Genomic DNA, 13584 nt, shown 5'->3' with positions numbered 1-13584 from the left:
TCCGCTGATTCGCTCGCTCATGCCCGCACTCCTTCTCCTGACAGGACCGGGGTCGCCAGCCGGGCGACCAGGTCCGCTTCCACGTTCCCGCCGGTCAGCACCACGCCGACCGTGCGCTGTCGAGTGCCGCCGTCCGCCGCGGCGGCCGGTGCGGCGGCACCGACGATGACCCGCGTCGCGCCGTCGGCGGCGAGGCACAGCGCCCCGGCCAGCCCGGCCGCGCCCGAGGGCTCGGCCAGCACCTTCAGCTCCATCAGGAGCAGCCGGAACGCCGACGCGATCTCCTCGTCGTCCACCCGGATCACGCCGCGCAGGCGGGTCCGCAGGATGTCGAAGGGCAGCGCGCCGACCAGGGACGGCCGCAGACCGTCGGCGATCGTCGGTGCCGGTTGGACCGGGGTCGGTCGACCGGCGACCAGGCTGTGCGCGAGGGAGTCACAACCGAACGGCTCCACGCCGTACACGTCGATGGGCCGGTCGGACGCGGCCAGGCAGGCACCGGCGACGCCGCCGCCCCCACCCACCGGCAGGACCAGGGTGTCCAGCGGAGTGCCCGCCCGCTCGGCGTCCTCGATCAGTTCGAGGCTGGCGCTGCCCTGTCCGGAGATCACGTCCGGGTGGTCGTACGCGTCGACGATCGGGTGACCGGTCTCGTCGCTGATCCGGCGCGCGACCGCCAGCCGTTCCTCCACGGTGGACCCGGCGAGGACCACCCGGGCGCCGGCCCCACGGGCCCGCGCCACCTTCGACGGCGTGGCGTCGACCGGCAGCACCACCGTGGCGGCCATCTCGTGCCGCTTGGCCGCCAGGGCGACCGCGACGGCGTGGTTGCCGGTGCTCTGCGCGACCACACCGGTGTGACCGGCGGCGGCGAGCCGCCCCACCGCGTACAGCCCGCCGCGCATCTTGTACGAGCCACCGTTCTGCAGGTTCTCCGCCTTGAGCAGCACCCGCGCGCCGACCAGCCGGTCGATCACCGGGGACCGCAGCAGCGGGGTACGCAGCACCTGCCCGTCGAGCCAGCGCGCGGCCGCTGTCACGTCGACCGTTGGCCGATCGGGGTCGGCGGGGTCGGTGTGGGCCATGTCGTCTCCCTTGTCGATTCGATCGGCGTGCGGCGGGCCGGCAGGTCGAACAGCCAGGTCGCACGCGCCGCCAGTAGCGCCCGGTGCAGGCCGAGGCTGAGCGCCAGCACCAGGACGGTGAGCGAGAACGGGTAGCCGAAGGCCAACGCGAGCCGGGCGGAGTCGCCCAGGTCGGCGATGGGTTCGGCGATCAGTCGGTGCAGGAGTGCCAGCACCGGCATGTGGATCACATAGATCGGCAGCGTCTGCCGACCGAGCGCGGCGAGCGGCTCGCGGATCAGCGGCCACCGCGCCAGTTGCACCGCCAGGGCGACGCCCACCAGCACCGCGACGACGGAGACCAGCGGCGTCACCCCGGGCACCTGCCCGGCACCGGTCACCCGGACGGCGGCCAGCACGGCGAGGTAGCCGCCGACCGCCAGCAGCAGACGTCCGGTGGTCACCGCCGCCGACCAGCGCTGCACGTACCGGCGCAGGTGCAGGCCGGCGAGGAAGAACACCAGGTTCTGGTAGAGCCCGCCCCGGTTGCCGGGGGTGTCGAGCAGCCCCACCGCGGCGACCGCGCTGAGCGCACCCGCCGCGGCCAGCAGCAGCGCCGGGTGGACCCGCCGCAACGCCTTGGCGAGTACGAAGTAGAGCGCCAGCGCGTACAGGTACCAGAGGTTCGACGGGGTGACCGTCAACTGTGCCAGCAACTCCCCCGGGTTGGTCGCCCGGTCGGTCGGGAAGCCCGGCGCGAGGGCCAGCAGGGCGGTGTGGATCAGCAGCCAGATCGCGTACAGGTAGAGGAACCTGGCGATGCGCGGACGGCCGACCGCCCGCCACGGGCGTTGCACGGCGGTGGCCGCGAACATCCCGGAGATGGTGAAGAACAGCGGCATCCTCATCGGCAGCAGCAGTTCGCCGAGCGTCCCCCACGCGCCGGCCACCGGCACGTCCAACCGCCAGTCGATCTGGAGGTAGTCCTTCATGATCACGTGCCAGAGCAGGACCAGCAGGATGCAGCCGCCCTTGGCGACGTCCGCCCAGTCCAACCGGCCGCCGGTCGGGCGGGCTCCGGTGGTGGGCGCGACGAGCTCAGGAGTGCGCACAGGGTCTCCTCATCCGACGAAGGGCGGACATTTCGCGCAGGCGAAAGGTGATGCTCCGGACGAAACGACGGTTGCCGGAAGCGAAGCGTTCACTGTGGACCAGAGATTGGTGTCACCAGTGCCGATGCCTTCGCATCGGGCCTCGCGGATCGGCGCCCCGCCGGATCAGGGCGCCCGGGGTAGCTGGACGTCGACCCGAAGGCCGCCGTACTCGGCAGGGCGGGCGGCGATCAGGCCGTCGTGCGCCTGCGTGATCGAGCGGGCGATGGCCAGTCCCAGACCGGCACCACCGCTCTGGTTGGTGCGGTCCCGGGCCAGCCGGCGGAACGGCTCGAAGAGCCCGGCCACCGCCTCGGCCGGCACCACCTGACCGGTGTTGACCACGGTCAGCGCCGGATTGTGGCCGACCGTGACGCTGATCGCCCCGCCCTGGTGGTTGTACTTGATCGCGTTCTCGATCAGGTTGGTCACCAGGCGTTCCAGCAGCACCCGCTCACCCATCACGGTCCGGGGCACCAGGTGGGTGCTGACCGTCACCCCGGCCGTGGTGATCCGGTCCTGGTACGCGGCCAGCACCTCCGTGACGATCTCGTCCAGGCGTTGCGGCAGGCGCGACCGTAGCCCCTGGTCACTCTCGCTGAGCGCGAGCAGCCCCTCGATCAGCCGTTCGTTACGCTCGTTGGTCTCCAGCAGTTGGCCGGTCACCAGCTCCAACTGCTCGCCGCTGAGCGAGCGGGACATCCCGACCTCGATCAACGTGCGCTGCACGGCCAACGGCGTACGCAACTCGTGCGAGGCGTTCGCGGCGAACCGCCGCTGTCCCTCGTACCCGGCGGCGATGCGCTCCATCATCTCGTCGATCGAGCGGGCCAGCCGGGCCACCTCGTCGGTGCCGCGCATCCGGATCCGGTAGCCGAGGTTCTGCGGCCCGACGTTGGAGATCGGACCGGCGAGGTCCCGGATCGGCCGCAGACACCAGACCGCGGCGGCCCAGATCGCCGCCACCGCGAGCACGAACACGCCCAGGGCCAGGAGCGGAACCGCGAGACCGGTGAGACCCCGCGCCGGCTCGCACACCAGCCCACTGCCGGACAGTCCGCTGGAGCAGAGCCCCCGGACCCGCCACCACAACTCGCTCGCCATCGACACGGTCAGCCCGGGCAGGGCGTACCCGGCGATCAGGGCGACCACGCCGACCAGCACGATCCTGCGACGCGGGGTCACGACGCCGCACCGATCCGGTAACCGGCCCGGGGAACGGTGTGGATGACCTGAGGCGTTCCGAGCTTCTTGCGCAGGGTCATCACAGTCACCCGCACCGTGTTGGTGAACGGGTCGGCGAACTCGTCCCACGCCTGCTCCAGCAGTTCCTCGGAGCTGACCACCCGCCCGTCCGCGCGCAACAGCACGTGCAGCACGGCGAACTCCTTCGGGCTCAGGCTGACCGCCCGGCCGTCCCGGGTGACCGAGTGCCGGGCCACGTCCAACGCCACCCCGTGCCGCTCCAACACCGGCGGCACCGCCGGGGCGGACCGCCGACCGAGCGCCTGCACCCGGGCGACCAACTCGGCGAAGGCGAACGGCTTGGTGAGATAGTCGTCCGCCCCGAGCCCGAGCCCCTCCACCCGGTCCCGGATACCGGCGGCGGCGGTGAGCATGAGCACCCGGGTACCGGAACCGGACCCGGCGAGGCTGCGGCACACCTCGTCGCCGGTGTGTCCCGGCATGTCCCGGTCCAGCACCGCCACGTCGTAGCGGTTGACCCCGATCCGCTCCAACGCACCGTCGCCGTCGTAGCAGACGTCCACCGCCATCGAGAGCCGCCTGAGGCCCTCGGCGACCATGTCCGCCAGCAGCCGCTCGTCGTCCGCCACCAACACCCGCACGCTCTTCGCCCCCGTGATCCGTCGTTGCCGGGCATACGTTCGCAGGTGGAAGTTAAGATTTTTGTAAGCGCCCGCCGCAGCAATACTCCACGTCGACGACGTCACCACAAATGCCCGCGTGCGCCAACCGCCCCCGTGTGCCTGATCAGTACTTATGTCCCGTCCCCATCCCCGCCCCGTGACAGAGAGTGACCCACCTCACCGTCGCAAGGGCATGCGCAATCCAATGGACAGGCCCACTACGGCTACGGAACGGGATCCCTGGGCACCAAGGGTGTTCAGGCGATCTGGCGAAGGTCGTTGCCGTAGTCGAAGATGATGCGGAGTCGGGCTCCGAGCGCGTTTGCGTACCGACTCAGCGTGGCGACCTCGTTGACGTCGAGGTCGCCGTTCTCGATCTGGCTGACCCGCCCCGGGGTCACTCCCATGAGTTCGGCCACCTCTCGCTGCGTGAGCCCGAGCCGCTTGCGCTCCTCCGCGAGGTGATAGGCGCTCACCCACGCCTCGGTCCTGGCCCGCTCCTCGTCGTGGGCGGCGTCGTCACCGCCGAGCTCCGCACGCACCTCGTCCCAGTCGTGGAACTCGGTCACGATTCCCCCCTACGCTCGTACTCGCTGTCGAGCCACGCCTTGTAGGCCAACTCGGCCAACGGGATGTTCTCCTTGTACCACTGCGTCCAGTTGTGCGCCTTGTTACCGGCGACCAGAAGCACGGCCTGCGACCATGGATCGAAGACGAACAGCACACGAATGGCGACATCCCGACCCGACCTCGGTCGCAACTCCTTCAGATTGCTGACGCTGCTCCCTCGGAGCGTGTCCACGAGGGGTCGTCCCAACCCCGGCCCGACCTCCGCCAACATATCCACGGCCACCCGGACACGTTCGTAGGTATCCAAGTCGTCCCGACGGAGATCCTGGAGCCACCGGCGGACCTCTCCGGTGACTCGGACCTGCCAACGGCGTCGGTCGGAACCCATGGCACAACTATAGCCCGAGCTAAACCCGCCAAGGTGCCGTCGGGAGTCAGCGGCGGTCGAGGAGGGGTTGGGTGGGGTCCCAGGGTGGGCCACCGGCGGCGTCGCGACGGCGGCGGGCGATGGCCGACAGCGCCTCCAGGACGACCCGGTTTCCGAGGTACGCGGTGATGTCCGCGTGGTCGTACGGTGGGGCGACCTCGACCACGTCCACCCCGACCACGGGGAGTTCGTAGCAGACCCGACGGACCGCGTCGAGCAGTTGACGACTGGTGAAGCCGCCCGGTTCGGGGGTGCCGGTGCCGGGGGCCATGCCCGGGTCGACCACGTCCACGTCGACGGAGAGGAAGACGCCCTCGCACTCGTCGGTGGCGACGCCGAACGCCTCGGTCAGGCAGTCGTCCAGGCCACGGGCCACGATCTCGGTCATCTCGTACGAGCGCATGCGCTGCTCGGCCATCCAGGACAGCGTCGAGGGGCCCGGCCAGTAGCCGCGCAGGCCGATCTGGAGGAACCGGTCACCGCGTACCGCGCCGGACTCGATCAGTCGACGCATCGGCTGGCCGTGACCGTGCAACGAACCGAACTCGATGTCGCCGGTGTCGGCGTGCGCGTCGAAGTGCACCAGCGACACCCGGCCGAGCCCGTGGTGCCGGGCCACCCCGGTGGCGTCGGGCTGGGCGATGGAGTGGTCGCCGCCGAGGACCACCGGGATCGCACCGGCCGAGGCGACCGCGTACACGGCGGACTCCAGCGCGGACAGCGACCGTTCGATGTCGCCGGAGAACATCTCGACGTCACCGGCGTCGTAGACGCACAGGTCGCGCAGCGCGTCGACGCGCAGTGCCAGCGAGGGGCGGGAGCCGTCGTGCGGCAGGTAACACGCCTGCCGGATGGCGGACGGGCCGAACCGGGTGCCGGGGCGGTGCGAGGTACCGCCGTCGAAGGGCGCGCCGATGATCACCACGTCGGCGTCGGCGTACGTGACGGGCTCCTCCAACGTGCAGGGCGGTACGCCGAGGAACGTCACGTCGGGGCCGTACATCGGGCCGTACCGGGTCATCGTTCCGCCATCCCCCACGGCGAGCCGTACGCGGTGAGCAGGTCGAGGAAGGGCTTGGGCGGCAACGCCTCCGGACCGAGCACCCCGCTGCCCGACCACGCGCCGTCGGCCAGCAGTTCCAGGGCGACGACCGGGTTCACCGCCGTCTGCCAGACCACCGCCTGGTGGCCGTACTCGCGCATCGACCACTCGTTGTCGACCACGTGGTAGAGGTAGACCCGGCGCGGCCGGCCGTCGGTGCCGATTCCGGTGACGTACGTGCCGGCGCAGGTCTTGCCGCGCATCCGGTCGCCGAGGGTGGCGGGGTCGGGCAGGCAGGCGGCCACCACGTCGCGCGGCGACACCGACACCGGGCCCACGCGCACCGGCTCGGTCGCGGCGAGACCGAGTTTGTGCAGCGTCCTGAGCACCTCGATGAACTCCGCGCCGAGGCCGTACTTGAAGGTGACCCGCCTCGCCCGCACCCAGCGCGGGATCAGCAGCACCTCCTCGTGCTCCACGTTGACGCACTCGACCGGCCCGATCCCCGCAGGGAACTCGAACACCTCCGGCTCGCTGAACGGCTCGGTGGTGAACCAGCCCCGGTCGGCCTCCCAGATCACCGGCGGGTTCAGGCACTCCTCGATGGTGGTCCAGATGGAGAACGAGGGGGCGAAGTCGTAGCCGTCGACGGTCAGGTTCGCCCCGTCGCGTACCCCGATCTCGTCGATCTCGCGGAACAGCTCGTCGGCGGCGTAGCGGGCGAAGACGTCGGAGAGGCCGGGTTCGACGCCGATGCCGCACAGCGCCAGCCGCCCGGCCGCCGTCCAGCGGTCGGCCGCCGCGAACTGCGCGTCGCCGAGCATGACGCCGGTCTCCTGGTGGGGCCGGGTCGGGTGCGGGTGGGACAGCGACATAGCCATGTCGAGGTAGTCGGCGCCGGCCGCGTACGCACCGTCGAAGATCGGCATGACGAAGCGTGGGTCGACCGCGTTGAGCACGTGGGTGATCCGGTGTTCGCGGCAGAGCGCCGCGACCGCTTCCGCCGAGGCGGCGTCGACACCGGCGGCGACGAAGCGATCGTCCCGTCCGGCGACGGCCCGCGCGGCACGGGTCTCGTCGTGATCGGCGACCACCATGGTGTCGAAGAAGGCACGTCGGGCCGCGATGGCGACGACGGCGGAACCGACGCCTCCGGCCCCGATCAGCAGCACACGCATCACGAGTCGAACCCCAGACCGAAGCGATCGAGCGTACGGAGCCACAGGTTGCGCCGCCCCTGAGCGGCGTCGGCCCGGGCCATGGACCAGCGGGTGAGCCCGATGCCGACCGCGCGGGCCGGTTCGGGCGGGAACGGCAGCGGACGGCTGCGGACCAGGTCGAGCCGGGTCAGCGGGCTGTCCACGCCGTCGAGCAGGTCGAGCAGCACCCGGGCACCGAACCGGGTCGCCCCGACGCCGAGCCCGGTGTACCCGGCCGCGTACGCGAGTCGACCGGAGTACGCGGTGCCGAAGAAGGCGCAGAACCGGGTGCTGGTGTCGATCACCCCGCCCCAGCGGTGGCTGAACCGGACGTCGGCGAGCTGCGGGAAGGTGGTGAAGAAGTGGCGGGCGAGGGCGCTGAAGGTGGCGTCACGCTGTTCCAGTGCCGGCGTCATCCGGTTGCCGTAGTGGTAGACCGCGTCGTAGCCGCCGAACAGGATCCGTCCGTCCCCGGTGAGCCGGTAGTAGTGGAACTGGTTGCCGGTGTCGGCCAGGCCCTGCCGGTTGCGCCAGCCGACGGCGTCGCGTTGCGCGGGCGTCAACGGCTCGGTGGTCAGCGCGTAGTCGTACACCGGCACGATCCAGGTGCGCAGGCGGCGCAGCAACGGCGGGAACGCGTTGGTGGCCAGCACCACCCTGGCCGCGCGGACCGCCCCGGGGCGGTCGTCGGCGGCGACGGTGCGGGCCAGCAACGCGTTGGTGTCCCGGTGCAGGCCGGTGACCCGGGTGTGCTCGTGCACCCGCACGCCGAGGTCCACGCAGGCCCGACGCAGTCCCCACGCCAACCGCGCCGGGTCGAGCATCGCCACCCGGTCACGGTCCCACAGACCGCCCAGGTACGTCGGCGAGTTCACCTCGGCGCGCACCTCGTCGGCGTCGAGCAGGCTGACGTCGTGCCCGAACCGCCCGGCCAGCGCGGCGTCGGCGGCCAGCCCGTCGAGCTGGTACGGCTCGACCGCCACCGACAGTTCGCCGGTCCGCGCGAAGTCGCAGTCGATCCGATGCTCCGCCACGGTCGCGGCGATGGCGTCCAGGTTCTCCCGGCCGAGCCGCTCCAGCGTCCCGATCTCGTCCGGGAACCGCTGCACCCCGTTGGCCAGCCCGTGCGTCAACGAGGCGGCACAGAACCCGCCGTTGCGACCGGAGGCCGCCCAGCCACAGGTACCCGCCTCCACCAGCAGCACGTCGCGTGCCGGGTCGGCCTGCTTGGCCAGCAGGGCGGCCCACAACCCGCTGTAGCCGCCCCCGATCACCAGCAGGTCGGCGGTGGTCGGGCCGGGCAGCGGTGGCAACGGGTCGGGGCGTTCCGGCCGGTCCAGCCAGTACGGTGCGCGTACCGCGTCGGCCAGCGCCCGACCGGTGGACGGCCCGGTCATGACCGGCTTGTCGCCCGGACGACCGGCACCGCGATCGCCGCCCGGCGGGCCCGCCGCCCCCGCAGCATGCTGGCCAGCACCAGCAGCAACGCGATCGCGAACATGGCGGTGCCGATGACGTTGACCTGCGGCGGGATGCCCCGCTGGGCGGCACCCCAGACGTACATCGGGAACGTGACGGTGGTGCCGGAGTTGAAGTTGGTGATGATGAAGTCATCGAAGCTGAGCGAGAACGCCAGCAGGGCGGCGGCCACGATGCCGGGCAGCACCAACGGCAGCGTGATGCGGCGGAACGTCTGCCACTCGCTGGCGTAGAGGTCCATCGCGGCCTCCTCCAGCCGCCGGTCCATCCCGGCCAGCCGCGCCTTGACCGTGACCACCACGAACGACAGGCAGAACATCACGTGCGCGATGACGATGGTCCAGAAGCCCAGCGGCACCCCACCGGCGACGAAGAGCGCCAGCAGCGAGGTGCCCATCACCAGTTCCGGCGTGGCCATCGGCAGGAAGATCAGCACGTTGAGCCCGGAGCGTCCCCGGAACCGGTGCCGGACCAGCGCGAACGCCATCAGCGTGCCGAGCGCGGTGGCGACGACGGTGGCGATGAAGCCGATCTGCACGCTGCGGACCACGGCGTCGCACATGTCGGAGGTGGCGCACGGGTTGCGCCAGTTGTCGAGCGTGAACTCGTGGAAGTCGTACGAGAGCCGGTTGGAGGGGCGGTTGAACGACAACGCGCCCACCACGGCGATCGGCAGGAACAGGTAGCCGAGCACCAGCAGGGCCACGCCCATCACCCAGTGCTGGGCCAACCACCGGGAGACGCGGCTCATAGAACCTCCTCCGTGCCGGCCCGACGCAGATAGACGAAGACCACCGCGAGGATCGCCGACATCAGCAGGAACGACAGCGCCGCGCCCTGCGGGTAGTCCAGCCGGACCAGGAACGCCGAGTCGATGACGTTGCCGATCATGTACTCGTTGGGGGTGCCGAGCAGTTCGGCGTTGATGTAGTCGCCGGTGGCCGGGATGAAGAACAGCAGCGTCCCGGCGATCAGGCCCGGCATCGACAGCGGCAGGGTTACCCGGCGGAACGTCTTCAGCGGGCTGGCGTACAGGTCGCTGGACGCCTCCAGCAGCCGGTGGTCGAGCCGCTCCAGGCTCGCGTACAGCGGCAGCACCAGGAACGGCAGGAAGTTGTACGTCAGGCCGAGCACCACCGCGATCGGGGTGGCCAACAGCCGCCCGTCCGGACCGAGCAGGTGGACGTCCCGCAGCAGCCCCACCAACCAGCCGTTGTCCGACAGGATGGTCTTCCAGGCCAGCGTACGCACCAGGAAGCTGGTGAACATCGGCGCGATCACGCAGACCAGCAGCAGGCTCTTCCACCGGCCGGCCTTCTGCGCGATCGCGTACGCCAGCGGGTAGCCCATCAGCAGCGCCAGCACCAGCGCGATGCCGGCGTACAGGAACGAGCGGCTGAACTGCGGCCAGTACGCCTGCAACGCCGCCGGGTAGTTCCCGAACGCCCAGGTCATCGCGTACCCGGTGGACAGTGTGCCGTTCGGGTCGTAGAGGCTGGCCGCGGCGAGCTGCACCAGCGGCAGGGCGAAGAAGAGCAGCAGCCAGGCCCCGCCGGGCAGCAACAGCAGGTACGGCAGGAGCCGGTACCGCCCCGATCGGGCAGCCGGCGGCGGCGACGCCGGCTGCCCGGAGCCGGTGGGTACGTGAGCCAGCGCGCTCACGCCGTGATCTCGCTTCGCTGGCTCATGAGGACGCACCGACCGGCTCGTCCAGGACCGGAGTGGTGCGGTCCTCCTCGTCGGCGCGGCGACCGAGCAGGAAGGCGTGCTGCGGATCCCAGTACGCCACGGCCCGCTCGCCGACGGCGAAACGCTGTTGCGCCCCGCTGTTGGCGACGAAGACGCTCAGCTCGGTGCCCCAGCCGGTGCGCAGCAGGTACTGCGTGCTCACCCCGACGTAGGAGGCGTCGGTGACGGTGCCTTCGAGGTGCTGGTTGCCGGCGGGCACCTGCACGGCGGCACCGACCAGGTGCAGCTTCTCCGGGCGTACGCCCAGAAAGACCGGACCCTGGTCGGTGCGGGCCCGCGCCGACGGCACGGAGAACCGCGCGCCGTGCGCGGTGACCAGGAGGTCGTCGCCGTCGGCACCGGAGACCTCGCCAGCGATCAGGTTGGACTGGCCGAGGAAGTTGGCCACGAACGCGGTGGCCGGGAACTCGTAGATCTCGGCGGGTGGGCCGAGTTGCTCGATCCGCCCGGCGTTCATCACCGCGACCGTGTCGGCCATCGTCATGGCCTCCTCCTGGTCGTGGGTGACGTGCACGAAGGTGATGCCGACCTCGGTCTGGATGCGCTTGAGCTCGATCTGCATCTGCCGGCGCAGCTTGAGGTCGAGCGCACCGAGCGGCTCGTCCAGCAGCAGCACCTGCGGGTGGTTGATCAGGGCCCGGGCCAGCGCGACCCGCTGCTGCTGCCCGCCGGAGAGCTGGGCCGGGCGACGCCGTTCGTACCCGTCGAGCTGCACCAGCGACAGCATCTCGCGGACCTGCCCGTCGACCGAACGGATGCCGCGCCGCCGCAGGCCGAAGGCGACGTTCTCGAAGATGTCCAGGTGCGGGAAGAGGGCGTAGCTCTGGAAGACGGTGTTGACCGGTCGCTTGTACGGGCGCAGCCGGGCGATGTCCCGGTCGCCGAGCAGCACCTGACCGCTGGTCGGCTCCTCCAGCCCGGCGATCATCCGCAGGGTGGTGGTCTTGCCGCAGCCGGACGCGCCGAGCAGGGCGAAGAACGAGCCCTGCGGAACGGTCAGGCTCAGGTCGTCGACGGCGGTGAACGGGCCGAACGTCTTGGTGAGGTTGGCCAGCCTCAGGTCGCCGGCCGGGGTGTCCCGCGCCATCGTCACGCTCCGATAACCTGCTGGAACTTGGTCTCGTACTCGCGCTCCTGCTGCTCGTCCAGAGCCATGAAGACGCGGGCCTTGGAGAGGATCGCCTCGTCCGGGAAGATCAGCGGGTTGGCGGCCAACTCCGGGTCGATCTTCTCCATCTCCTCCTGCGCGCCCTGCACCGGACAGATGTAGTTGACGTACGCGGCGAGCTGGGCGGCGATGGCCGGGTCGTAGTAGTGGTTGATCAGCGCCTCGGCGTTGCCCTTGTGGGTGGCCTTGTTCGGCACCAGCATGTTGTCCGACCAGAGCGTCACACCGGAGTCGGGCACCACGAACTTGATCTGGTCGTCGTCGAAGCCGAGCTGGATGATGTCGCCGGACCACCCGATGCACGCCGCGATGTCGCCCTTGGCGAGGTCGGGGGCGTAGTCGTTGCCGGTGAACCGGCGGATCTGCCCGGAGTCGACCGCCTTCTTGAGCTTGTTGAGGGCGTCGTCGAACTGGTTGGCGGTGAAGTCGGCCGGGTTGTGACCGTTGGACATCAGCAGCAACCCCATGGTGTCGCGCATCTCGGTCAGCGCGGTCACCTTGCCCTTGAGGTCGGCGCGGGTGAGCAACTCGTCGACGGTCCGGATCTCCCGGGTGACCCGCCCGTTGTACGCCAGCCCGGCCAGGCCCGACTGCCACGGCACGGCGAGGTGGTTGTCCACGTCGAAGGGACGGTTCCGCAGCGACGGCAGCAGGTTCGCCTCGACGTTGGGCAGCTTCGACTTCTCGAGCCGCTGGATCCAGCCGAGCCGGATCATCCGGGCGGCCATCCAGTCGGTGAGCACCATGACGTCCCGCCCGGTGCCCTGACAGGCGGCGAGCTGGTTCTGCACCTTGCCGAAGAACTCGTTGTTGTCGTTGACGTCCTCGGTGTAGGTCACCTGGATGCCGGTGTCGGTGACGAACTTGTCGAGACTGGGACGCTTCGACGCGTCATCGTCATCGACGTCCATATATTGCGGCCAGTTGGAGAAGGCGAGAGTCTTCTCCGTGCCGGACAGGTCCTCGCTGACACAACCGGCCTCGGTCTGCTGCGCGCCGGGGGTGCCGCAACCGGCGAGGGTGCCACCCGCCGCGAGCAGCGCGGCCGAGCCGAGGGTGCCGGTGAGCAGACCACGCCGAGTGAGGGGCCGGTAAGCGTTTCGCATGTGACGACTCCTACAGGTCATCGTCGGCGGCGGGACGGGGGTGGGCGCGCCGACGGGAGGGTCAATGGCGATGGACGACTGATCCTGACATGAGGAAACCTCGCTCACAAGGGATTCCGTAGCCGCAATAGCCGTGGACGACGAATTACGCCAGACTGCGCGGTGGCACTAGGCTCAGCGCCGTGATGGACATGGGGAGCGCTCGATGACGAACCGGCAGCAGGACAACGGCACCGGCGGACGCCGGGTCAGCGTGCGGGAGGGCGCCAGCCACGTCCTGCTCGACGACGTGGCCAAGCAGATCATCGAACAGCTCCAGGAGGACGGCCGCCGTCCGTACGCGACCATCGGCAAGGCGGTCGGGCTCTCCGAGGCAGCGGTACGTCAACGCGTACAACGGCTGCTCGACGCCGGGGTGATGCAGATCGTCGCGGTGACCGATCCGCTCCAGCTCGGCTTCCCCCGGCAGGCCATGATCGGGCTGCGCACCGACGGCGACCTGGAGAGCGTGGCGGACCGGCTCGCCGAGTTGGACGAGGTCGACTACGTGGTGATCACCGCCGGCTCCTTCGACCTGCTGGCCGAGGTGGTCTGCCGCAACGACGAGCACCTGCTGGAGATCCTGCAACGGCTGCGCGCCGTCTCCGGTGTGCTCTCCACCGAGGCGTTCGTCTACCTCAAACTCCGCAAACAGACCTATAGCTGGGGCACCGCCTGACGGCGCCCCCACGCCGTCCCACCGCCCGCCGCCCGCCCCGCGC

At 70.5% G+C, this 13584-nt stretch carries 14 protein-coding genes; 1 reads left to right on the top strand and 13 read right to left on the bottom strand.

What is annotated here, in order from left to right; all coding sequences use genetic code 11:
• Positions 1 to 17: 17 nt before the first annotated feature.
• The 13 genes from ACIBMZ_RS20245 to ACIBMZ_RS20185 all read right to left on the bottom strand — a co-directional run bounded on the left by ACIBMZ_RS20245 (position 18) and on the right by ACIBMZ_RS20185 (position 12823).
• The gene (locus ACIBMZ_RS20245; RefSeq protein ID WP_396695937.1) at positions 18 to 1085 is read right to left on the bottom strand and encodes a threonine/serine dehydratase; all 1068 of its coding nucleotides are present in this window, start codon (positions 1083 to 1085) and stop codon (positions 18 to 20) included.
• Complete coding sequence (locus ACIBMZ_RS20240; protein WP_396695935.1) at positions 1037 to 2176, bottom strand: acyltransferase family protein; 1140 nt, start codon at positions 2174 to 2176, stop codon at positions 1037 to 1039. Before ACIBMZ_RS20240 ends, ACIBMZ_RS20245 begins: the two co-directional genes overlap by 49 nt.
• Positions 2177 to 2341: 165 nt before the next feature.
• Positions 2342 to 3400, bottom strand: a complete 1059-nt coding sequence (locus tag ACIBMZ_RS20235; RefSeq protein WP_396695933.1) for a sensor histidine kinase — start codon at positions 3398 to 3400, stop codon at positions 2342 to 2344.
• Positions 3397 to 4062 carry a response regulator transcription factor gene (locus tag ACIBMZ_RS20230; RefSeq protein ID WP_396695931.1) on the bottom strand — a complete coding sequence of 222 codons (666 nt, stop codon included), beginning with the start codon at positions 4060 to 4062 and terminating at the stop codon, positions 3397 to 3399. Before ACIBMZ_RS20230 ends, ACIBMZ_RS20235 begins: the two co-directional genes overlap by 4 nt.
• Before the next feature lie 278 nt (positions 4063 to 4340).
• Entirely contained in the window at positions 4341 to 4652 is a 312-nt protein-coding gene (locus tag ACIBMZ_RS20225; RefSeq protein ID WP_350698807.1) for a helix-turn-helix domain-containing protein, read from the bottom strand.
• On the bottom strand, positions 4649 to 5041 hold the full coding sequence (locus ACIBMZ_RS20220) for a type II toxin-antitoxin system RelE/ParE family toxin (protein WP_396695929.1): 393 nt from the start codon (positions 5039 to 5041) through the stop codon (positions 4649 to 4651). Before ACIBMZ_RS20220 ends, ACIBMZ_RS20225 begins: the two co-directional genes overlap by 4 nt.
• A 46-nt stretch (positions 5042 to 5087) precedes the next feature.
• Positions 5088 to 6101, bottom strand: a complete 1014-nt coding sequence (gene speB / locus ACIBMZ_RS20215) for an agmatinase (RefSeq protein ID WP_396695927.1) — start codon at positions 6099 to 6101, stop codon at positions 5088 to 5090.
• A complete protein-coding gene (locus tag ACIBMZ_RS20210; protein ID WP_396696254.1) occupies positions 6098 to 7300 on the bottom strand; it encodes a saccharopine dehydrogenase family protein in 1203 nt (400 codons plus the stop codon). The genes speB and ACIBMZ_RS20210 overlap by 4 nt, the downstream gene beginning before the upstream one ends.
• Positions 7300 to 8718: an NAD(P)/FAD-dependent oxidoreductase gene (locus tag ACIBMZ_RS20205; RefSeq protein ID WP_396695925.1), complete on the bottom strand. Its 1419-nt coding sequence runs from the start codon at positions 8716 to 8718 to the stop codon at positions 7300 to 7302. The genes ACIBMZ_RS20210 and ACIBMZ_RS20205 overlap by 1 nt, the downstream gene beginning before the upstream one ends.
• Positions 8715 to 9551: an ABC transporter permease gene (locus ACIBMZ_RS20200; RefSeq protein WP_396695923.1), complete on the bottom strand. Its 837-nt coding sequence runs from the start codon at positions 9549 to 9551 to the stop codon at positions 8715 to 8717. The genes ACIBMZ_RS20205 and ACIBMZ_RS20200 overlap by 4 nt, the downstream gene beginning before the upstream one ends.
• Positions 9548 to 10462 carry an ABC transporter permease gene (locus ACIBMZ_RS20195; RefSeq protein ID WP_396695921.1) on the bottom strand — a complete coding sequence of 305 codons (915 nt, stop codon included), beginning with the start codon at positions 10460 to 10462 and terminating at the stop codon, positions 9548 to 9550. Before ACIBMZ_RS20195 ends, ACIBMZ_RS20200 begins: the two co-directional genes overlap by 4 nt.
• 22 nt (positions 10463 to 10484) lie before the next feature.
• Positions 10485 to 11636, bottom strand: coding sequence for an ABC transporter ATP-binding protein (locus ACIBMZ_RS20190; protein ID WP_396696252.1), 1152 nt, complete (start codon positions 11634 to 11636; stop codon positions 10485 to 10487).
• Positions 11637 to 11638: 2 nt separating this feature from the next.
• The gene (locus ACIBMZ_RS20185) at positions 11639 to 12823 is read right to left on the bottom strand and encodes an extracellular solute-binding protein (RefSeq protein ID WP_396695919.1); all 1185 of its coding nucleotides are present in this window, start codon (positions 12821 to 12823) and stop codon (positions 11639 to 11641) included.
• A 205-nt stretch (positions 12824 to 13028) separates the two neighbouring features.
• Here ACIBMZ_RS20185 and ACIBMZ_RS20180 point away from each other — a divergent pair, with 205 nt between their 5' ends.
• Positions 13029 to 13541 carry an Lrp/AsnC family transcriptional regulator gene (locus tag ACIBMZ_RS20180; RefSeq protein ID WP_396695917.1) on the top strand — a complete coding sequence of 171 codons (513 nt, stop codon included), beginning with the start codon at positions 13029 to 13031 and terminating at the stop codon, positions 13539 to 13541.
• The last annotated feature ends 43 nt before the right edge of the window (positions 13542 to 13584 follow it).

This window comes from Micromonospora sp. NPDC049900 (assembly GCF_044461025.1).
In the GTDB taxonomy this organism is placed as follows: domain Bacteria; phylum Actinomycetota; class Actinomycetes; order Mycobacteriales; family Micromonosporaceae; genus Micromonospora.
The sequence above is the reverse complement of the archived record's forward strand: the minus strand, read 5'-3'. Positions and strand labels throughout refer to the sequence as shown.

Coding starts and splice junctions, on each gene's coding strand:
- ACIBMZ_RS20245 (WP_396695937.1), bottom strand. CDS start 1,085: ATGGCCCACACCGACCCCGCCGACCCCGATCGGCCAACGGTCGACGTG.
- ACIBMZ_RS20220 (WP_396695929.1), bottom strand. CDS start 5,041: ATGGGTTCCGACCGACGCCGTTGGCAGGTCCGAGTCACCGGAGAGGTC.
- speB (WP_396695927.1), bottom strand. CDS start 6,101: ATGACCCGGTACGGCCCGATGTACGGCCCCGACGTGACGTTCCTCGGC.
- ACIBMZ_RS20210 (WP_396696254.1), bottom strand. CDS start 7,300: ATGCGTGTGCTGCTGATCGGGGCCGGAGGCGTCGGTTCCGCCGTCGTC.
- ACIBMZ_RS20205 (WP_396695925.1), bottom strand. CDS start 8,718: ATGACCGGGCCGTCCACCGGTCGGGCGCTGGCCGACGCGGTACGCGCA.
- ACIBMZ_RS20200 (WP_396695923.1), bottom strand. CDS start 9,551: ATGAGCCGCGTCTCCCGGTGGTTGGCCCAGCACTGGGTGATGGGCGTG.
- ACIBMZ_RS20190 (WP_396696252.1), bottom strand. CDS start 11,636: ATGGCGCGGGACACCCCGGCCGGCGACCTGAGGCTGGCCAACCTCACC.
- ACIBMZ_RS20185 (WP_396695919.1), bottom strand. CDS start 12,823: ATGCGAAACGCTTACCGGCCCCTCACTCGGCGTGGTCTGCTCACCGGC.
- ACIBMZ_RS20180 (WP_396695917.1), top strand. CDS start 13,029: ATGACGAACCGGCAGCAGGACAACGGCACCGGCGGACGCCGGGTCAGC.